This window comes from Nocardia sp. NPDC003345, from assembly GCF_053589395.1.
This window is the reverse complement of sequence record NZ_JBSFRU010000010.1, coordinates 1-18,476: the sequence shown is the minus strand read 5'-3', so window position 1 is coordinate 18,476 and position 18,476 is coordinate 1. Positions and strand designations below refer to the sequence as shown.

Annotated in this window: 18 protein-coding genes and 2 pseudogenes; 9 read left to right on the top strand and 11 right to left on the bottom strand. The window is 70.0% G+C overall.

The window, feature by feature from the left end; translation table 11 throughout:
• Positions 1 to 42 precede the first annotated feature (42 nt).
• Positions 43 to 1,449: a hypothetical protein gene (locus tag ACWDU1_RS02475; RefSeq protein ID WP_449995235.1), complete on the top strand. Its 1,407-nt coding sequence runs from the start codon at positions 43 to 45 to the stop codon at positions 1,447 to 1,449.
• Positions 1,450 to 1,510: 61 nt separating this feature from the next.
• Here ACWDU1_RS02475 and ACWDU1_RS02470 read toward each other — a convergent pair whose 3' ends face one another.
• Together ACWDU1_RS02470 and ACWDU1_RS02465 are read right to left on the bottom strand one after the other, a co-directional pair.
• A complete protein-coding gene (locus tag ACWDU1_RS02470) occupies positions 1,511 to 3,100 on the bottom strand; it encodes an AMP-binding protein (RefSeq protein WP_449995233.1) in 1,590 nt (529 codons plus the stop codon).
• A gap of 150 nt (positions 3,101 to 3,250) precedes the next feature.
• Positions 3,251 to 4,177 carry a LysR substrate-binding domain-containing protein gene (locus tag ACWDU1_RS02465; protein WP_449995231.1) on the bottom strand — a complete coding sequence of 309 codons (927 nt, stop codon included), beginning with the start codon at positions 4,175 to 4,177 and terminating at the stop codon, positions 3,251 to 3,253.
• Between the two features lie 86 nt (positions 4,178 to 4,263).
• On the opposite strand from ACWDU1_RS02465, the gene ACWDU1_RS02460 reads away from it, so the two are divergent.
• Positions 4,264 to 5,100 (top strand): oxidoreductase, encoded by an 837-nt coding sequence (locus ACWDU1_RS02460; protein ID WP_449995229.1) that lies wholly within the window; start codon positions 4,264 to 4,266, stop codon positions 5,098 to 5,100.
• 102 nt (positions 5,101 to 5,202) lie between these two features.
• Here ACWDU1_RS02460 and ACWDU1_RS02455 read toward each other — a convergent pair whose 3' ends face one another.
• Complete coding sequence (locus ACWDU1_RS02455) at positions 5,203 to 5,553, bottom strand: DoxX family protein (protein ID WP_449995228.1); 351 nt, start codon at positions 5,551 to 5,553, stop codon at positions 5,203 to 5,205.
• Positions 5,554 to 5,631: 78 nt separating this feature from the next.
• Between ACWDU1_RS02455 and ACWDU1_RS02450 the strand changes: the two genes are divergently transcribed.
• Together ACWDU1_RS02450 and ACWDU1_RS02445 are read left to right on the top strand one after the other, a co-directional pair.
• Positions 5,632 to 6,192 (top strand): TetR/AcrR family transcriptional regulator, encoded by a 561-nt coding sequence (locus ACWDU1_RS02450; RefSeq protein WP_449995226.1) that lies wholly within the window; start codon positions 5,632 to 5,634, stop codon positions 6,190 to 6,192.
• Positions 6,193 to 6,303: 111 nt separating this feature from the next.
• Positions 6,304 to 6,783: an NUDIX hydrolase gene (locus tag ACWDU1_RS02445; RefSeq protein ID WP_449995224.1), complete on the top strand. Its 480-nt coding sequence runs from the start codon at positions 6,304 to 6,306 to the stop codon at positions 6,781 to 6,783.
• Between the two features lie 3 nt (positions 6,784 to 6,786).
• On the opposite strand, the gene ACWDU1_RS02440 is transcribed toward ACWDU1_RS02445, so the two are convergent.
• The gene (locus ACWDU1_RS02440) at positions 6,787 to 7,770 is read right to left on the bottom strand and encodes a hypothetical protein (RefSeq protein WP_449995223.1); all 984 of its coding nucleotides are present in this window, start codon (positions 7,768 to 7,770) and stop codon (positions 6,787 to 6,789) included.
• A gap of 388 nt (positions 7,771 to 8,158) precedes the next feature.
• On the opposite strand from ACWDU1_RS02440, the gene ACWDU1_RS02435 reads away from it, so the two are divergent.
• On the top strand, positions 8,159 to 8,476 hold the full coding sequence (locus ACWDU1_RS02435; RefSeq protein WP_449995221.1) for a DUF222 domain-containing protein: 318 nt from the start codon (positions 8,159 to 8,161) through the stop codon (positions 8,474 to 8,476).
• A gap of 18 nt (positions 8,477 to 8,494) precedes the next feature.
• Here the strand turns inward: ACWDU1_RS02435 and ACWDU1_RS02430 are convergent, their stop codons facing one another.
• Complete coding sequence (locus ACWDU1_RS02430; protein WP_449995220.1) at positions 8,495 to 8,881, bottom strand: hypothetical protein; 387 nt, start codon at positions 8,879 to 8,881, stop codon at positions 8,495 to 8,497.
• A 130-nt stretch (positions 8,882 to 9,011) separates the two neighbouring features.
• Between ACWDU1_RS02430 and ACWDU1_RS02425 the strand changes: the two genes are divergently transcribed.
• Positions 9,012 to 9,485, top strand: a complete 474-nt coding sequence (locus ACWDU1_RS02425; protein WP_449995218.1) for an RrF2 family transcriptional regulator — start codon at positions 9,012 to 9,014, stop codon at positions 9,483 to 9,485.
• A 70-nt stretch (positions 9,486 to 9,555) separates the two neighbouring features.
• Positions 9,556 to 10,779, top strand: a complete 1,224-nt coding sequence (locus ACWDU1_RS02420; RefSeq protein ID WP_449995217.1) for an NAD(P)/FAD-dependent oxidoreductase — start codon at positions 9,556 to 9,558, stop codon at positions 10,777 to 10,779.
• Between the two features lie 68 nt (positions 10,780 to 10,847).
• On the opposite strand, the gene ACWDU1_RS02415 is transcribed toward ACWDU1_RS02420, so the two are convergent.
• Entirely contained in the window at positions 10,848 to 12,047 is a 1,200-nt protein-coding gene (locus tag ACWDU1_RS02415; protein WP_449995215.1) for an MFS transporter, read from the bottom strand.
• Positions 12,044 to 12,697 (bottom strand): GntR family transcriptional regulator, encoded by a 654-nt coding sequence (locus tag ACWDU1_RS02410; protein WP_449995213.1) that lies wholly within the window; start codon positions 12,695 to 12,697, stop codon positions 12,044 to 12,046. The genes ACWDU1_RS02415 and ACWDU1_RS02410 overlap by 4 nt, the downstream gene beginning before the upstream one ends.
• A gap of 172 nt (positions 12,698 to 12,869) precedes the next feature.
• Here ACWDU1_RS02410 and ACWDU1_RS02405 point away from each other — a divergent pair, with 172 nt between their 5' ends.
• A complete protein-coding gene (locus tag ACWDU1_RS02405; protein WP_449995211.1) occupies positions 12,870 to 13,664 on the top strand; it encodes a thioesterase family protein in 795 nt (264 codons plus the stop codon).
• A 41-nt stretch (positions 13,665 to 13,705) separates the two neighbouring features.
• Here ACWDU1_RS02405 and ACWDU1_RS02400 read toward each other — a convergent pair whose 3' ends face one another.
• The gene (locus ACWDU1_RS02400; protein WP_449995209.1) at positions 13,706 to 14,311 is read right to left on the bottom strand and encodes a TetR/AcrR family transcriptional regulator; all 606 of its coding nucleotides are present in this window, start codon (positions 14,309 to 14,311) and stop codon (positions 13,706 to 13,708) included.
• A 167-nt stretch (positions 14,312 to 14,478) separates the two neighbouring features.
• On the opposite strand from ACWDU1_RS02400, the pseudogene ACWDU1_RS02395 reads away from it, so the two are divergent.
• Positions 14,479 to 14,991: pseudogene (locus tag ACWDU1_RS02395) on the top strand (GNAT family N-acetyltransferase); the annotation flags it as partial.
• A 16-nt stretch (positions 14,992 to 15,007) separates the two neighbouring features.
• Here the strand turns inward: ACWDU1_RS02395 and ACWDU1_RS02390 are convergent.
• The 3 genes and pseudogenes from ACWDU1_RS02390 to ACWDU1_RS02380 form a co-directional block, all read right to left on the bottom strand.
• Entirely contained in the window at positions 15,008 to 16,705 is a 1,698-nt protein-coding gene (locus ACWDU1_RS02390) for a hypothetical protein (protein ID WP_449995208.1), read from the bottom strand.
• A 213-nt stretch (positions 16,706 to 16,918) separates the two neighbouring features.
• Complete coding sequence (gene dmpG, locus ACWDU1_RS02385) at positions 16,919 to 17,959, bottom strand: 4-hydroxy-2-oxovalerate aldolase (protein ID WP_449995207.1); 1,041 nt, start codon at positions 17,957 to 17,959, stop codon at positions 16,919 to 16,921.
• A gap of 32 nt (positions 17,960 to 17,991) precedes the next feature.
• Positions 17,992 to 18,476: pseudogene (locus ACWDU1_RS02380) on the bottom strand (acetaldehyde dehydrogenase (acetylating)); the annotation flags it as partial.

Below are 18,476 nucleotides of genomic sequence, written 5' to 3'. Positions count from 1 at the left end.
GCCCGCTAACTTCCTCCGCGACAACAGATGTCGAGGAAGGTTGTGGTTTCAGTGCTCGGGACTTCTCCGGCCGCGGGACAGCGGTCCAACATCACCACGGCCCTTTCCGGGTATCCCCTGATGGATGCCCTGCTCTGGCGGCGTTCCCGCCGCTTCGCCCCGGGTATGCGGTTGAACGGCGGACCGCTGGAATACCACAGCACCGCGGCGCCGCGCCCGCTGTCCACCGACGAACAGGCGGCTCTGGCCTTCGCGGCGTGCGGAATCACCGGCCACACGCTGGCCGAACTGCCGTACGAGGACGGCGGTATCCCCGGAGCGGGCGGTGGCAATATCGTCGCCCGCTTCACCGGCCGGACCGTGCCCAGCGGTGACGGGATCCACGCGGTATCACTGTTCGTCATCGACGACGACGGTGTCTCCTGGGTGCGGCGACCGCAGGATCTGGACCGCGCCGAGATCCCGGAGCTGATCCGGCTCGCCCATGACCGGGAACTGCGGACACTCTACGAGCGCGTGCGGGTCCGGGTGTCGGATGAGCGGCCGGACGTGGAGCGCGCGCTGCCGTTCGTACCGCCGTTCAACCAGTACTCGGCGAATGTCGCGGGCACCACGTACTTCCTGCCGGTCGCCGAGACCACCGCGCTGATGATCAACCTGCTGCTCTCGGCGTTCGACGACGAGTTCGCGTTCTATGTCCTCGACGAACGCAACCGGTTCGAACCGGCGGGCCTGGCGAAATTCGCCCGCTCGCGCGGCGGCCACCTCGACGACGACCTCGGCTCCGGCCGGGTGGTCACCGTCGGCTTCCTGGATACCTGGCTGGCCGAGTTCGCGGCGATCGAACAGGGCGCGATACTGCAGAATCTCGGGCTCATGACCCAGGCGCTCGGGCTCGGTGGCTTCCCGCATTTCGCCGCACACCCCTACGCCTGGTTCCAGGCGCTGGGCTTCCGGATGGCCGATCTGCGCTTCTCCCGGACCATCGGCGCCGGTCCTGTCACCACGACGGTGCTGCGCCTGACCGGGCGTGATATGCCGATGCCGACGGCGGTCGGCTTCGAGCACGGCGGCGAACCGCTCATCCGGCCGTATTGCCCGCCCTACCACCGCAATATGGAAGAGGCGGTCCTCGCGTTCGTGGACCACAAATTCGCGCCGGGCCGGGGGACGCTCCGCGACGGCGGCGCGCAGACGGGCTGGACCGACGGCGCGGCGGTGCAATCCGCTATCCCGCGCCATTCCGACCGGGCCATCGCCGCCACGATCGCCTACTGCGAATATCTCTACCGCCGCTACGGCCGGATCCCGACCAACAGCGGCCCGTTCCGGACCGTACTCGCCTACCAGGCCGGGGATCTGGATCAGCGGTTCTACGATCGCTTCTACCGGCCCGGGGCCCTGAGTCCCACCCAGTACGAGCGGGCCCGCGCCGTTTCCGGCGATTGAGGACCACGGCCCACATCGGCCGGCCGGAGCGTGGAGTCCCCGGCCGGCCGAGCGGTCCGGCTCAGTTGACCTGACGGCCTTCGCCCCAGTACTGGGCGCGCAGGGCCTTCTTATCCGGTTTTCCGAGCGGGCTCACCGGGATGCTGTCCGCGAAATCGACGGTCTTCGGTGTGTACACCGCGCCCTTGCGATCCTTGACCAGCGCCTGCAGTTCCTCGACGGCGACGGTCTGCCCATCGCGCAGTACCACCACGGCCTTGACCGCTTCGCCCCATTTCTCGTCCGGGACGCCGATCACGGCCGCGGCGCTCACCGCCGGATGCGCCGAGAGCACATCCTCGACCTCACGCGGGAACACATTGAACCCGCCGGAGACGATCATGTCCTTCTTGCGGTCGACGATGTAGAGGAAGCCCTCCTCGTCCTGCCGCGCGATATCGCCGGTATGCAGCCAGCCGAATTCGGTGGCCTCCGTGGTCTGCTCGGGCTTGTTCAGGTACCCGTTCATCACCAGCGGCCCGCGCACGCAGACCTCGCCCGGCTCGCCCTGCGCTACCTCGTTGCCTTTCTCGTCCAGCAGCGCGACATTCAGCCACGGCACCGGGCGCCCGCAACTGGCCAGCCGCTCCGGCTTGTCCAGGTCGTGATCGCCGCGGCGCAGCACCGAGATGGTCATCGGGCTCTCGGCCTGACCGTAGAACTGGAAGAAGATCGGCCCGAACTTCCGGATCGCCTCGGCCAGCCGGGTAGGCGAGATGGCGGAGGCGCCGTAGAACACGGTCTTCAGGCTGGACAGATCGTATTTATCGAGGTCGGGGCTGTCGAGCAGCGCGTAGAGCATGGTCGGGACCAGCATGGTCGCGGTGATCTTGTACTTCTCGATCGCCTCGAGCACCTTGGTCGGATGGAAGTACGGCAGCACCACGATCGAACCGCCCTGCTGCGCGGTCGGGTTCCAGAAGGCGGCGCCGGCATGGCTGAGCGGCGTGCACACCAGGAACCGGACCTCGTCGGGCCATTCCCATTCGGTCATCTGGATGCGCAGCATGGTGGTGCTACCCCGGAAGCTCATCTCCACGCCCTTGGGCTTACCGGTGGTGCCGCCGGTGTAGGCCAGGCTCATGGTGGCGTTGGGGTCCACGTCCGGCCCCCGCACCGGCGCGGGCGTGAAACCGGCCGCCAGTTCGATGAGGTCGGTACCGGCCTCGGAGGGGCCGAACGAGAACAGGTTCCGCAGCCCCGGGACCTTCTCCCGCAACTGCGCGGCGCGCTCGTCGAAACCGGTCGGATCATAGATCAGGGTCTCGACACCGGCGTCCTCCAGGACGTAGGCGTGATCGTCGAGCGAGCCCATCGGATGCAGCGCCATGGCCCGCGAACCGTTCACGTTGTTGGCGCCCTGGGCGAAGATGACCTCCGGCCGGTTGGCCGAGAGCACCGCCACCGGCGAACCGACACCCAGCCCGGCCGAGGCCAGCGCCTGCGCGAAGCGGCTGATCTGATCTCGCACGTCGCGGTAGGTCAGCGTCGCATCGTCGATATGGACCGCGGTGCGGTCGGCATAACGCTCGAGGGCCTTGCCCAGCAGGTCCACGGCCAGCGGCTCGCGGTGCAGGAGGGCGGTGTCGTCGACGTGCGGTTCAGTGTTCATTCGTCTGCCTTTCGGGCCGGCCCGCAGGACGGCCCAGCGATATCGACCGGTGCTCCGGCGGGGCCGCCGAACCTCGGGGGCCGTCGTCGCCTCACCGCGGCAGGCGAACCGCCCACCGGGGCTCGCAAACCGCCAAAACTATAACACGTTCTACTTTAACGGCGGAGTGGATCCCGCGGACTCGGCCGCACCCGCGACCACGCTCCGGCAGGCCGCCACATACCCGCGCACCAGCGGGCGGTCGTCGTCGGCGCGCCAGGCCAGGGCCAGTTCGCTCGCACTCACCCCGCGCACCGGCCGCACCACCACACCGTCGTGGGCCACCAGCGGCGCGTTGCCCGCCGCCAGCAGCACCACACCGTCGCCGTCGAGCACCGATTCGTAGGTCTCCTCGGTACTCGCGATCTCGCCACCGATGATCGGTGCCCGGCCGCCGCGTTCGTCCACCGCCAGGAAATAGTCGCGTAGTTCCCGCGCCGATTCCGGTAGCGCGAGGAACGGTTCGTCCAGCAGATCCGCGAAATCTATCGCGTCGCGACCCGCCAGCGGATGCGTCTCGGGCAGCGCCACCACCCGGGGCTCGCGGGCCACCACCACCCGGTCGAAACGCTCCGCGCCCGGCAACGGCAACCAGACGAAGGCCACATCGCTCGAACCGTCGGCCAGACCGGCCGTCGGGTCCGGCCAGCCCACCTGGCGCAGCACCGGTTTCGCCCCCGGATGCGATCTCGCGAACCGGGACCGGATGGCCGGGAGCAGCCCCCGCTGGGGACTCGTGCTGATACCGATGGTGAGCGTCGCACGCTGCCGTGCCTTGGCCGCCTCCACCTCGCCGCTCGCCTCATCCCACACCGCGAGCACGCGCCGGGCATACGGAAGCAGCGCCTCGCCCACGGGTGTCGGCCGGACCGACCTGCCGTCCCGGTCGAAGAGCGGAGCGCCGAGCTGCCGTTCCAGGGCCCGGATCTGCTTGCTCAGCGCGGGCTGCGAGACGAACAGCGCCGCGGCGGCCCGGGTGAAGTTCAATTCATCGGCGACCGCGACGAAGTAGCGCAGATCCCGACCGTGGACATCCATAACCAATGGTTATCACAGCAGGTCTTGGACATCGCCCCCACCGCGGATCACGATCGTTATCAGCACACCGAACCAGGGAGACAGCAGTGAGTAATCCGAAGATCTGGCTGATCACCGGCGCGAGCAGCGGTTTCGGCCGCGCGCTCTCCCAGGCCGCCATCGATGCCGGCGATACCGTCGTCGCGGTGGCGCGACGTACCGCGGCGCTCGACGATCTGGTGGCCGCCCATCCCGATCAGGTCGAGGCCATCGCGCTCGATGTCACCGCCGTGGACCGGATCGACGCGGTGGTCGCCGATATCGCCGCGCGGCACGGCCGCATCGACGTCCTGGTCAACAATGCCGGCCGCACCCAGGTGGGCGCCGCCGAGGAAACCACCGACCGGGAACTGCGCGACCTGTTCGATCTGCATTTCTTCGGCCCCGCCGCCCTGACCCGCGCGGTCCTGCCCCATATGCGGGCCCAGGGGTCGGGCGCGATCGTCATGATGAGCAGCGTCGGCGGGCAGATGTCCTTCGCCGGTTTCTCCGCCTACAGCGCCACGAAGTTCGCACTCGAGGGTTACGCGGAAGCCCTCGCCGACGAGGTGACCCCCTTCGGCATCCGGGTTCTGGTGGTGGAACCCGGCGCTTTCCGCACCGGCCTGTTCGGCCCGGGCGCGGCCTATTTCAGCGCGGAGACCGGCACCTACGCCGAGACCGCCGGGGCCACGCGCCGAATGGTCGAGAACAACAACGGCACCCAGCCCGGCGACCCCGCCAGGGCCGCCGCCGCCATCCGCGCCGCCCTCGATGCCGAGCGCACACCGCTGCGGCTGCCGCTGGGCTCCGATTCGGTGGACACCCTGCTCGGGCATCTCGACGCCGTGCGCGGGGAAATCACCGAATGGGAGAAGGTTTCCCGGGCCACCGCCTTCGAATAGCGGCCCGCGCCCTCCGCAACGACGCCCACGCCCGCCGGGCCCCCGGCCCCGGCGGCGCGTGGGCCGGGTGGTTGCCATGCCTCCGCGCACAAGGCCGGGCACTCAGGCGGCGGCGTAACCCAGCGCGAGGGCGGCTGCCACCGGCACCAGGTACAGCAGCGGATATGCGATATGCGAGTACGCGCGCGCTCGCAGCACCGTGACCACCGCCCCGAGGAAATATCCGATCAGGCCGATCGCCGCCGCCACGCCGAGTGCCGGCACGAACACGCCGGCCAGCATGCCCAGGGCGCCCGCGGTCTTCACCGTGGCAAGCCAGGGCCACCAGGATTGGGGCACACCGTATTCGGCGAGCGGTTTCACGACCCACTCGGCACCGATGAAGGTCGAGACGGCCGAGAATCCGACCCACAGGGCGGCCAGCACCGTGACGACGACAAAAGTGGTGTTCATGAGATACTCCTCATCGAAAATCGATTCACTACGTTGTAGTACTAACATGTAGTACTACAACGTAGTAGTGTCAAGGGCATGCCGAGAAAGACGTCGCGCCGCGAACTACTCGCCGATACCGCACTGGACCTCATCGATCGAGAAGGCCTGACACAGGTCACCCACCGCGCCATCGACACCGCCGCCGGCGTCCCGGCCGGCACCACCTCCAACTACTTCCGCACCCGGGCCGCGCTGTACCAGGCCATCGCGCAGCGACTGCTCGAACATCAACTCACCGAGATGGACCGGCTCGCCACAGCCGCCGACGGCGACCCGGCGGATCTGCTCGCCGGCCTCGCCGATCCCGACTCCGGCGTGGCCCGCAACCGCCTCCTGGCCCGAACCGAGCTGACCCTGGCCGCGGCCCGCGACCCCGAACTCGCCGACCTCATGCGCCGCCTCCGCGCCAGCGCGCTCCGGCAACTCACCGCCACCCTCCGGGCCCGCTATCCGCATGCCACCGACGAACAGATCGACGCCCTCGGCTCGGTCTTCACCGGCATCGCACTGGACCGCATCGCCCTCGGCGTGCCGGTCATGGATCCGCGCCTGCTTCTGGACGCGGTGATCACCGGTCTACTGCGCTCCGGCGAATGAACCCCCGCGTTGCCACCGGCAGCTCCGCAGCAAGACCAGTCACGGGCGAGTGCCGCGGTACAGCAGGTCGACTACCCGAGCCCGGCACCGGCCCGGCGATAGGGTCGGAGCATGCCCACTCCTGATTTCATCAGCCGGCTGCGCGCGGATATCGGCAACGACCTGCTCTGGCTTCCCGGAGTCAGCGTCGTCGTCTTCGATGAGACGGGCCGGGTTCTGTTGCACCAGCGCGCGGATGACCGGAGATGGGCGCTGATCTCCGGTATCCCGGAGCCGGGCGAGCAGCCGGCGGCCACCGCCGTCCGCGAGGTGTTCGAGGAAACCGCCGTCCGCTGTGTGATCGAGCGTCTGGTCGCGGTGCACTCCGAACAGCCGATGACCTACGCCAACGGCGACGTCTGCCAGTTCGTGAACATCTGCTTCGCCGCCCGCGCCGTGGACGGCGCGGCCCGCGTCAACGACGACGAATCACTGGCGGTCGGATGGTTCGGGCCGGACGAATTGCCCGAAGGTCTCTCCGAGTCCCACCGCTTCCGCATCGATCAAAGCCTGGCCTCCGAACCCGCCTGGTTCGAGCGGCCGCAGGCCTGACGATCACGACGGGTCGCGGACCACGTTGTCCCAACCGTCGTCCTCGCGGGGCGGCCGGACGGGCGACGGCTCGTACGGCACGAAACCCGGGTTGGCAACCATGCCCTTGGCGGGATCGTCCCGGTCGACCAGTACGCCCTCGATCTTGTCGGCCGGGATTCCACCATGCACCACCACCAGCTCCTCGGCGGCGTTCGGGAGGGACTCCCCCGTCTTGTCCTGGGCATTCACCGCATCCCGCACCACATAGACCTCACCTTCGGCCTCGGACTGGAACCATCGGCTCCGCAAGGGAAAGCGCGCGGCCACTTCGGGGTCCTTCGACATGCAGATCCAGTCGTCGGCGCCCGGCCCGTCGAGCGGCACCCACGAGTGAGTGGAGTCGGTCATCGTGCTGCGGGGGCGGAATCCCTCGTCGTAGATGACCTCGGTCGATCGTTTGTCACCGCGGTAGAGCCTGCCCAGATAGGGTTCGCGGCGGGCGGTTTCGGCCGGGAACGCGAGGGTGCCGTCCATATCACGGGCCTGGCGTTCCATATCGGCCTTCCACTTCCACATCGCCTGGGCGGCCGGGCGGCCTGTCACACCCAGCTCGCGGAGATGGTCGAGCTTCGCGGCGACCGCCCGGCCCCACGCCCGGTTGATGGTCCGATCCGCGGCGTCCGGTGCCGACCGGTCGGACAGTTCTGTGCGCTGCACGTAGTCGTAGAAATCCCGGAATTCGATCCGCCCGCTGTCCAGCCGCGACCGCAACGTATCGCCCGCCGTATCCCCCCGTTCGGAGAAGAAGCCGGTTCCCGCGGGCATCCCACCGAGGAGGTCGGCCCCGGCGCCGTCCTCCCGGACCAGCGAATCGGTGTGCCGCAGATTGGCGCTCACCGATCTGACGTCGGTGGACAGGCAGTCGCCGACCATCTTCCCCGAGTAGATCGCCCGGTGGGCGATATTCGCCAGCACCGTGGCGATACCGGTGACCGAGATGCTCACGCCGCGCTCCTCGGCCGCCTATTCCGTCGCTCGGGCCGTACGCGCGAGCCGATACCGCAGCTTATGGCGCACAGGCGCCGCCGAATCGCCAGGCACGGGAAGCGCGAATCAGAAGCCCTGTTCACCGCCGGGCCGATCATCGGTCGCATCGGAAGGCCTCGACGCGCAGACCGGGCCGAACCGCTGAGCTCCACACGGCGGCGGAGCACGGACGGTCATCCGGCACAGGATGATGCGGAGTCAACCGCCCTGAACGCCCGAGCGGAACACTCACCCCCGGGCGGCGCGGTCGGACCAGCAACAATGCACCGGCCGGATCGCCGACACGGGCATGACCGACAAGGACAAGTGTCGAACATACGTTCTATCGTGCGGTAGCGTGACGCGGGTGAACATACATTCGACCGCGCCGGCACCCGATACCCGAACCCCAGGATGGCCGGATCTGGCCGATGTCGATCTACTGCGCGCCCTCGTCGAAACCGAACGCCGGCGCAGGCAGCTGAACGCCGTCATGCGCGCCGCGGTCGCCGAGGCCGAGCGGCGCGGCCTGGCCGCGGACACCGGCTATGGAGACACCGTGGAGCTGTTGACCGATCTGCTGCGTATCAGCGCCCAGGACGCGCGCCGGCGAATCGAATGCGCGACCCCACAGGCCCGCTCGCGTTCCAGGAAGGTATGGAGGGCACTGGCCGCCGCCAGCTGACGCGCCGGTTCCCGGCGATCAGCCGACCACCGACCAGATCAGCAGCGGTACCAGGGTGAGCAGGTAGGCGGCTCCCGCGAACAGCCCGATGCGCCCCACACGGTCGACGGTGCGTCCGTCGGCCCTGTTGCTGTCGAGCACCGGAACCAGCGGCCCGTTGTCACCTCCGTCGACGAGAGTGAGCGCGCTGGTCACCAGCAGGACGTCGGCGAGCAGCAGCAGCGGCCAGGCTTCGGCGGGGGCGGCGAAACCGGCGAAGATCAGCGGCCCCAGGACGATCGCCGGAAGAAGCCCGAGGGTGGCGACGAAACCGATGATCAGAAACCACCCCGCCGACGTCCAGCGAATCGATACCGCCACGGCCACCACACAGATCTGGACGACACCCATCAGGACCGGAGACATTCCGTCACCCCCGAACCACACGCCGGGACCGTCGCGGTCCCGGAGGAATCGAAAATTCCGGTCGGCCCACCGACCGAACCTGCCGACAGCCTACTTGCCCGAATAAACCGGGACATTTATTATCCCCATTATGAAAATGGGTGAGGGCGTCGAATGGAGCCTGCACTGCTGTGTCACGCTGACCTGGGCCGAACAGCTGTGGCCCGTCTCGATCGCACGGCTGGCCACCTGGTTCGATCTGCCGACCGAGTACCTGAAGAAACGGCTACAGACCCTCGTCCGGGCGGGAATCCTGACCTCCACCCCGGGCGTGCGGGGCGGGTTCGGGCTGGCCCGGCCGCCGGAGCGGATCACGCTGCTCGAGGTGGTGACCGCTGTCGAAGGGGGCGTGGACCCGTTCCGCTGCACCGAGATCAGGCAGCGCGGGCGCAGCGGGGCGACCGCGGACACCGAATTCACCGCGCCCTGCGGTATCGCGGTCGCGATGCGCCGGGCGGAACTGGCCTGGCGGCGCGAACTGGCGGCCCAGACCATCGCCGATCTCGCGGCCGCCGCGCCGGTCGCTTCGGCCGAACGCACCCGGCGCGGTCTGGTCGACCCGTGATCCGCTCGTACCCCGGCCGGCCGACCGGGGCCGGAAGGCACCGGAAGCACGATCCATCGAGGAGGAGCACATGCCCGGAATCGTTGTGGTGGGTGGAGGTTTCGCCGGAGTGTGGGCGGCCGCCGCGGCCGTGCGGCTCGCCCGCGGCGCCGGTCGCGACCTACCGGTCACCCTGATCTCACCCGGCGCCGATCTGGTGATCCGGCCCCGGCTGTATCAGGCCGGACCCGATCGAATGCGGGTCCCGCTGGACCGGGTCCTGGACCCCATCGGCGTGCACCGGACCACGGCCGCCGCCACCGCGATCGATACCGCCCACCGCACGGTGACCGTGGCCGGCACCGGCGGCCGTCACGAGGAAATCGGCTGGGACCGGCTCGTTCTCGCCACCGGCAGCACACTCGTCCGGCCCGCACTGCCGGGTGCCGAACTGCTCCACGATGTGGACACCCTCCCGTCGGCGGCAGCACTGGACGCCCACCTGAACCGGCTCCCGGAACTGCCCTCCGGCGCCGGACGATTCACCGCGGTGGTCGTCGGCGCGGGGTTCACCGGGCTCGAGATCGCCACCGAGCTGGCGGACCGGCTGGGCGCACTCGCCGCGGCACGGGCCGACGGCGAGCAGGCGCGGGTGGTACTGGTGGAGCGGTCCGAGGTGGTCGGCCCGGAGCTGGGCCCCGGACCCCGGCAGCCGATCCTCGACGCCCTGGATGCCCTGGGGGTGCGGCGGCGCCTGGGCGTGAGCCTGTCGGCGGTGGACCCGGCGGGCGTCACGCTCTCCGACGGCACCTCGCTGCCCGCCCGCACGGTGATCTGGACCGCCGGGGTGCAGGCCGGGCCGCTCACCGCCGCGATCCCCGGCACCCACGACCGGCTGGGCCGGCTCGAGGTCGACGCGAACCTCCAGGTCACCGGGGTGCCCGGCGTCTACGCGGCCGGCGATACCGCCGCCGCCGAGGCCGAACCGGGCCACCGGGTACTGCAGTGCTGCCAGCACGCCCTGCAACTGGGCAAATACGCCGGCCACAACGCCGCCGCGAACGCACTGGGTCTACCCGCCGCACCGTTCACCGCGACGCCGTACGTCACCTGCCTCGATCTGGGTTCGGCCGGAGCGGTCTTCACCAACGGGTGGGACCGCCGGGTGGTCGCCACCGGCGATACCGCCAAGGCCCGGAAGCGAAAGGTCAACGAACTGTTCATCTATCCCCCCACCGACGACCCGGAGGAACTGCTCCGGCAGGCCGACTACCGGTTCTCGGTCCGGCGGCTCGGCGAACCGGAACGGGTGTAAGAGGACCGGCCCGCCGGTTCGCCCGGGAGATACGGCCTGCCGGGTTCGGCGGAGGGCCGGGGATCGGACTATCCGGCGCGGACGAGCTGCCGCCCGGCCGGCTCCGCGACCGGCAGGTGGGATCGGGAGTGCCGCGCGATCACCGCGGTACCGGCGAGCGCCACCACGACCAGTCCCCCGAGCAGCACGGGGTATCCGGCCAACGGCTCCAGCAGGCTGAGCAGCGACGGCAGCAGGAAGCCGAGGTAGGCCAGGGCGTAGTAGGCGCCGGTCAGCGCGGCCAATTCGGCGGGATCGGCGAGGCGCTGGAGTTCGAGCAGGCCGGAGACCAGCGCGATACCGTAGCCGCATCCCAGCGACAGCGCGGCGGCGAACGCGAGTACCGGCGAGCGCACGGCGGCGGCGAGAATGCTCACGCCGAGCCCGGCGGGCACCAGCGTCATGGAGACGACGACCGCCCGCGCGCTGGTGGTCCGGTCCAGCCGTTTGGCGAACGGCTGCACGAGCACTCCGACGGCCAGGGTGGCGACGGTGATCGCGGTCGCGTAGAGCAGACCCCATTCACCGACCCGGTCGCCGACGAGTTGCGGCATGATCGCGTAGGCCACGCCCGCCGAGCCGAAGATCCACGGCGCCATCGGCAGAACCACCCGCCGGAACCGCGGATGCCGCAGTCCCGAGAAGCCGTGACCGGCGCGGATTCCGGCGCCACCGGTCTCCGGCGCCCGCCACACCATCGGCAGTACCGCGCAGGCCAGCGCCCCGTGCACGAGGTAGGGCAGCACCATCGGCGCCGGGCCCCACTGCGCCAGCACACCCGCCACACCCGCCCCGAAGACGAACCCGAGGGTCATCCACAGTGCGGCCCGCCGGGCCCCGGTGGCCGCGGGCGCGCCGGCCCGGACGGAGAGTTCGGTGACCCAGGTCGTGCCCACCGCCATCGCCACGGCGACCCCGAACCCGGTGACCAACCGCCCCGCGGCGATCCAGCCGATACCGGCCGCGCCGCCCGCCAGCAGCAGACTGGCGAGCATGGAGGCGACCACACCGGCGACCGCGACCGGCCGCCTGCCGAACCGGGCGGCCAGCGCCCCCGCGGTCAGCAGACCGGGTACCAGCCCGAGCACATACGCGCCGAGCAGCACGTTCACCACGAGCGGCGAATAGCCGGCGTCGCGGTACATCACCAGCAGCGGCGTGAACTGGTTACCGCCCCAGGCGCAGACGAAGATCGCGGCCACCGCCGCGTGCCAGGAACCGTTTCTCATCGCCGGTGCGTCCCGTCCAGGTGTGCCCGGAGTGCGGTGGCGAAGGTGGCGGCGTCGCCCGATTCGATGATCTCGATCAGTGCGGCGTGCTCGCGCAGGATGACAGGGATATGGCCGGGCACCGGCCCCAGCGCGGCGACATTCATCCGGCGCTGCCGGTCGGCCAGGCTCGTGTAGAAGCGGATGAGCAGCGCGTTGCCGCCGGCCTCCACCAGGGTGCGATGGAAGCGTTCGTCGGCCTCGGCGAAAGCGTGCAGATCGTCACCGGCGGCGCGGTCGCGCTGGACGTCGAGCGCCGCGCGCAACTCCGCGACCGCGGCCGGGATGCGTTCCGGGGTGCGCAGCAGCCGGCGCACGGCGGCGGTTTCCACCGCTTCGCGGGCGTCGAGCACATCCTCGGCCTCACCGGGCGGTACCGGCGCGACGATCGCGCCGCGTTTGGGCACCAGGGTCAGCAGTTCCTCGGCCTGTAACCGGACGAACGCCTCCCGCACCGGCGTCCGGCTCAGACCCAGCCGGCCGGCGATCTCGGTCTCGCTGAAGAGATGACCGCCCGGCAACTCGCCCGAGAGAACCAGCTCCTTGGTGAGCGCGTATGCCCGCTCGGCCGCGCTCGTGCCGGCAGCCGATTCATCCGATGATTTACGCACCCCGCCACTGTAACCATAGATGCAAGCTTGTATGCAAGCATGTACGCCAGCTCACTCCACGCTTTCCATCCGGACCGGGACGCCGCCCACCGGACCCGGGTGAGACATCGGTACGGTCGTGTCACAGTCCCCATCAGACGGCGAGCGCCGACCGGAAGAAACGGACACCGACGTGCACGAGGCCTTCTACCTCCCCGATCCGGCGGACCCGCGACGGTTCGAATCCACCGAACTGACCCGCGGCCCGTGGTCACCGGACGCCCAGCACGCCGGTCCGCCATCCGCGCTGCTCGGCCACGTGATCGAACGCTGCGAACCGCGACCGGGTTTCCAGGTCGGCCGGGTCGCGGTGGAGATCCTGGGCCCGGTGCCACTCGCGCCGCTCACCGCCGAGGCCCGGCTGGTGCGCCCCGGGCGCAGCGTCGAGATGATCGAGGCCACCCTCTCCACCGACCGCGGCCCGGTGATGCGGGCGAACGCGTGGCGATTCAAACTCGCCGACCCGGAACTGGAGCTACCCGAGCAGTTCCTGCCGACCGGCGCACGCCCCGGCCCGGATCGCGCACCCGACCCGGAACCGTTCCCCTCGGCCCAGCCGGTGGGTTTCCACACCGGTATCGAATACCGCTTCGTCTCGGGCACCTTCGCCGCACCCGGGCCCGCGGTCTGCTGGATCCGGCTGCGTTACCCGATCGTCGCGGGCACCACCCCGAGCCCGCTGGAACGCACCCTGGCGGCCGCCGACTCCGGTAACGGCGTGAGTTCGGTCCTGGACTGGAACCGCTATCTGTTCATCAACACCGATCTGACCGTTACGCTGCACCGGCAACCGGCCGGGGAATGGGTCTGCCTCGACGCGGTGACCCACCCGCAGCCGCACGGCATCGGACTGGCCGAATCGGAACTCTTCGACGAGAAGGGCCCGCTGGGCCGCAGCACCCAGACCCTCTTCCTCGGCCCGCGCTGAGCGGCGACGCATAACCGGCGAACCGGGGAATCGAGACCGATTCATTCAGGCACGCCGGGCCCGGCCGGCGAACCGGCGAGGTCGCGGCGAACCGCCGCACCCACCCGTTCGGCCTCGCCGGTGGCCAGCAGATCGATCAGCGCACCCCGCAGCAGGGCCAGCACACGGGTGCGTTCGGCCTGTCCCGCCTCGGTATCGCGGATGCGGGCCGGCTGGGCCGAGGCCAGCAGCGCCAGCCAGTCGGTGACCGTCGCGCGCGCGAACCCCGCCCACGTACCCCGCGGCTCCACCAGCGACCGCGTGTAACCCTCCAGCCACAGGGTGAGCAGCGGCCGGTGCCGGGGATCGGCGAGCCAGGTCCACAGTTGCCCGGCGACCACCGGTAGCCGGTCGGTATCCCCGGCCGGGTCGCCGGCGCCGAGTTCCCCGAGCAGCGCGAGCTCTTCGGTCCGCGCGCGGCCGAGCAGTTCCCGGACCAGCCCGTCCTTACTTCCGAACAGGTACAGCAGCACCCGCGGGCTGGACCCGATCTCCTTGGCCAGCGGCCGCAACGACAACTCCGCGAGCCCGTGGTCGAGCGCATACCGGTAAGCGGCGTCCAGTAGTTCGGTGCGCCGAGCCGAGGGAGTTGCGCCGGAGTCCGCCATAGGAGCATTCTGACACTACTGAAACACTTGTTTCAGTCGGGTTGGTGAAACCGCGTTCGATCGACCCGGTACAGCCGCGTTACGACCGAAATCGTGAAACGGCGTTCGGACCGAATGGTGAAACTGCGTTTCGGCGCGGGTGGCGATGATGCCGAACGAGGAGGAGACGAATGACCGAGGCATACGCTGCCACCGGGGCACGGCCGGAGATCCGGCCGATCGGCCAACCCGGCGATCTGGGCTGGACGATCCAGGCTCACGGTGAGCTCTACGCGACCGAGTTCGGCTGGAACACCGATTTCGAGGCCCTCGTCGCGGGGATCGTCGCGGACTACGCGAAGAACTCGGTCCCCGATCGGGACGCGGGCTGGATCGCCACCCTCGACGGCGAACGGGTCGGATGCGTCCTCTGTGTGCGCGAAGACGACGAGACCGCGAAACTGCGCATCCTGCTGGTGCACCCGAAAGCCCGCGGCCACGGCCTGGGCGAGCGGCTGGTGACGACCTGCCTGGACTTCGCCCGCACGGCCGGTTACCGGCGCATCACCCTGTGGACCAACAGCGTGCTGGATTCGGCCCGGCGGATCTACCGGTCCCAGGGGTTCCGGTTGGTCGACGAGAACCGCCACCACAGTTTCGGACAGGATCTCCTCGGCCAGAACTGGTCGCGCGAGCTGTAGCCGATTCCGGTGGCCGTCACCGTGGGACGACGGAGACGACCGGCGACGGCTCCGGTTCGTATTCGTAGGACGGCGACTCGACCGGGATAGCCGGGGTCTCCGCGGTCTTCGTCCGCGCTCCGGAATCTCCGGAACGGGTTCCCGGCGGGACCGGTCCGGAAGCCCAGAGCGCCCCGTGATCCGAGCGCGCGCTCACGGCCGCGAGATCCGTCCACGGGGTGCGGCCGGCGGGGGCGGCCACCTGTGAACCGGCCACCTGCGGGCCCGCCGTTCGCGGACCGGCCGGAGCCGCTCCCGCGGCTTCCGCACCGGACCATCCGGCGGGTACATAGGACGGGACCGTCCAGCGCGTGGCCCGATCGGCCGAAGTCACCCCACCGGACGCGGCTTCCGGAGCCGCGATCCGCGACACGCCGGGTTGCGCAGCGGCGGAATCGGTTCCGGGCCGTTGCGCCCACGGAGTCGGCAGCACGCCGACCGGACCCGGTGTTTCGGTACCGGAGGCCGGGGAGGAGTCCGGGACACCTGACGACGTACCGGCTCCCGGTCCGACTTCCGTTCCGGGAGGCTGTGAGGTGCCGGACGCCGCCCCGGTCGCGGGTGTCCCGGGCGCGGACGCGGTGCCAGGCGTCGCGCCGGGCGTGGGCGCGGGCATCGGCGCGGGTGTGCCCGGCGGAAGCGGGTACACCGGGGCGGGCGGCAGCACGGGCCGGCCGCCCGGCGGGTGTTCACGCTCGTGTTCCTCACGGTAATCGGCGAACTCGTCGCGCAGCGCCTTCAGTTCCTTCGAGAGATCGTCGACCTCGGCCGCCACCCGATCGCTGGCGGTCACCGCCTGGCTCAGGATCTCCCTGCCGCGGCCGAATGCCGCGTCGAGCAGATCCATCGCGTGGATCTCCCCGGCCACGCCCTCGGCCGGGGTCTGGGCGGCGCGGGTGTTGACGGTGTCGATCAACGACCCCACCGCGAGCCGCCCCTCACGCGAGATCCGCTCGGAGTCACGGCCGATCAGCGCCACGGCCCGCGCGTCCAGGTCCGCGAATCCGGCCATCACGGTGTCGAGGCGTCGCGCTTTCGCGCGATAGCCGGCGATACCGCTCGCCGCCACGCCGTCCATCTCTTTCGGCACCTTCGGCGCCGGTGGCGCCTTCCTGGTCCCGGTACCGAAACCGCGCCACACCTCGCACAGATATCCGGGCAGCCCGATATACAGTTCGCCGACGCTGCCGGTGAGGCCGGCCGGCATCCGCAGATTCGACATCTGCGCGGGACAACCCCCGTTACCGATATCGGTGGTGGCGACCTGGACGAGCGGCCGCGCCTGCGTCGACACCTCGTATCCGCCGAACGCGCCGCCGAAGGCCGCGACCGGCCCGCCGCCGTGCTTGTTCCACGGCAGCAGCGCCCTGGACGCGATCCCGTCGACCCGTTGCGCCGCGTTCGCCGAGAGCGTTTTCGTAGCGGCCGAGGTGATCCCGTCCTTGAGCAGGTTCCCGCCGAGATTCGTCGCCCACGCGCCACCGGCGGCGCCGATACCGGCGACCAGCGCTTCTTCGAATGCCGCGCCCGCGCTCTTGTCGTCGCCCAGCGCGCCCCCGGCAAAGGACCCGACCGCAGAGCCGAGCATCGCGCCGGGCGGCCCGAAGAACGCCGCGCCCAGCGCGCCGCCGACGAACGCACCGCCGTCGGCCCAGGTGAACCCGAAAATGCCCACACTTCAAGCTATTTCGGGAATCCAGCCCGCCGGAAGGATTCCTGACGCGAGCCTAACGGCCGCGCGCCGACTCTTTACGGATGGCGGATCCGTCCGGGAGTACGAACTGGCCCACGGCGCTCACGAGTAGGCACCGAGACGGCCCGGAAACGCGGAAGCCGCCGGGGCCTATGGTCGTCGACCGCGGACCCCGGCGGCAATCCGGGACAGAACTCAGACCGCCTGCTTCTCCCGGTCGGCGACCATCGTCAGCGCGATATCGACGATCATGTCCTCCTGCCCGCCCACCAGGCGGCGGCGACCGGCCTCCATCAGCAGGGTGCGGACGTCGATGCCGTAGCGTTCGCTGGCGGCCTCGGCATGGCGCAGGAAGCTCGAGTACACGCCCGCGTAGCCGAGGGTGAGGGTTTCGCGGTCCACCCGCACCGGCCGGTCCTGCAGCGGCCGGACCAGATCGTCGGCGGCGTCCTGGAGCTTGAAGACATCGCAGCCGTGCTGCCAGCCGAGCACATCGGCGACCGCGACGAACGCCTCGATCGGCGTATTACCCGCGCCCGCACCGTGACCGGCGAGCGAGGCGTCCACGCGCCGGACGCCGTTCTCCACCGCGACCACCGAATTCGCCACCGACAGCGACAGATTCTCGTGCGCGTGGATACCGAGTTCGGTCTCCGGGTTCAGCACATCGCGGTAGGCGCGGAGCCGGTCGCGCACACCGTTCATGGTCAGGCGGCCACCCGAATCGGTGACGTACACGCAGTGCGCGCCGTAACTCTCCATCAGCTTGGCCTGCGCGGCCAGCTGCGCCGGTTCGGCCATATGGCTCATCATCAGGAATCCCGAGACGTCCATACCGATCTCACGCGCGGTCGCGATGTGCTGGGCGGCGACATCGGCCTCGGTGCAGTGGGTCGCGACCCGCACCGACCGCACCCCGAGCCCCCACGCCCGGCGCAGGTCCTCGGCGGTGCCGACACCCGGCAGCAGCAGGCTGGTGAGCCGGGCGTTCTTCAGGTTGGCCGCGGCGGCCTCGAGCCAGGTCCAGTCGCTGTGTGAGCCGGGACCGTAGTTCACCGAACCGCCCGCGAGGCCGTCACCGTGGGCCACTTCGATGGCGTCGACGCCCGCGTCGTCGAGCGCGGCCACGATCTTGCCGACGTTCTCCGGGGTGATCCGGTGCCGGATGGCGTGCATACCGTCACGCAGCGTCACGTCCTGGACGAAAACCGACGGCGCCGCTTCGGTCGAGGTCATCGTGGATTCTCCTTGAGTATCGGGCGCGGCGTTCACGCGGTCTGGCTGTTCTGCGCGATTCGCTCGGCGACCTGCAGTCCGGCCGAGGTCATGATGTCGAGGTTGCCGGCGTAGGCGGGCAGATAATGGGCCGCGCCCTCGACCTCGAGGAATACCGACACCCGGTGGGTCGGGAACTTGTCGTTGTCCTTCGCCAGCAGTGTGTGCACCGGCTGATCGGCCGGGATCGCGTCGACCTGCACTTCCTGCTTCAGCCGATAACCCGGGACGTAGGCGGCCACATCCTCGACCATCTTCACCACCGACGCCTTGATCCGGTCGTGGGAATCCTCGTCGGGGGCGTTCACCAGGCAGAAGACGGTATCGCGCATGATCAGCGGCGGCTCCGCCGGATTCAGGATGATCACCGCCTTGCCGCGTTCGGCACCACCCACGGTTTCGATGGCGTGCGAGGTGGTCTCGGTGAACTCGTCGATATTGGCGCGGGGCCACCACCTGCCCGCACGCCCGCGTGGAC

What these genes read in the sequence shown, in the direction of transcription:
- ACWDU1_RS02470 (WP_449995233.1), bottom strand. Translation starts at nt 3,100, where the DNA reads ATGAACACTGAACCGCACGTCGACGACACCGCCCTCCTGCACCGCGAG.
- ACWDU1_RS02465 (WP_449995231.1), bottom strand. Translation starts at nt 4,177, where the DNA reads ATGGATGTCCACGGTCGGGATCTGCGCTACTTCGTCGCGGTCGCCGAT.
- ACWDU1_RS02455 (WP_449995228.1), bottom strand. Translation starts at nt 5,553, where the DNA reads ATGAACACCACTTTTGTCGTCGTCACGGTGCTGGCCGCCCTGTGGGTC.
- ACWDU1_RS02450 (WP_449995226.1), top strand. Translation starts at nt 5,632, where the DNA reads ATGCCGAGAAAGACGTCGCGCCGCGAACTACTCGCCGATACCGCACTG.
- ACWDU1_RS02445 (WP_449995224.1), top strand. Translation starts at nt 6,304, where the DNA reads ATGCCCACTCCTGATTTCATCAGCCGGCTGCGCGCGGATATCGGCAAC.
- ACWDU1_RS02430 (WP_449995220.1), bottom strand. Translation starts at nt 8,881, where the DNA reads ATGTCTCCGGTCCTGATGGGTGTCGTCCAGATCTGTGTGGTGGCCGTG.
- ACWDU1_RS02425 (WP_449995218.1), top strand. Translation starts at nt 9,012, where the DNA reads ATGAAAATGGGTGAGGGCGTCGAATGGAGCCTGCACTGCTGTGTCACG.
- ACWDU1_RS02420 (WP_449995217.1), top strand. Translation starts at nt 9,556, where the DNA reads ATGCCCGGAATCGTTGTGGTGGGTGGAGGTTTCGCCGGAGTGTGGGCG.
- ACWDU1_RS02415 (WP_449995215.1), bottom strand. Translation starts at nt 12,047, where the DNA reads ATGAGAAACGGTTCCTGGCACGCGGCGGTGGCCGCGATCTTCGTCTGC.
- ACWDU1_RS02400 (WP_449995209.1), bottom strand. Translation starts at nt 14,311, where the DNA reads ATGGCGGACTCCGGCGCAACTCCCTCGGCTCGGCGCACCGAACTACTG.
- dmpG (WP_449995207.1), bottom strand. Translation starts at nt 17,959, where the DNA reads ATGACCTCGACCGAAGCGGCGCCGTCGGTTTTCGTCCAGGACGTGACG.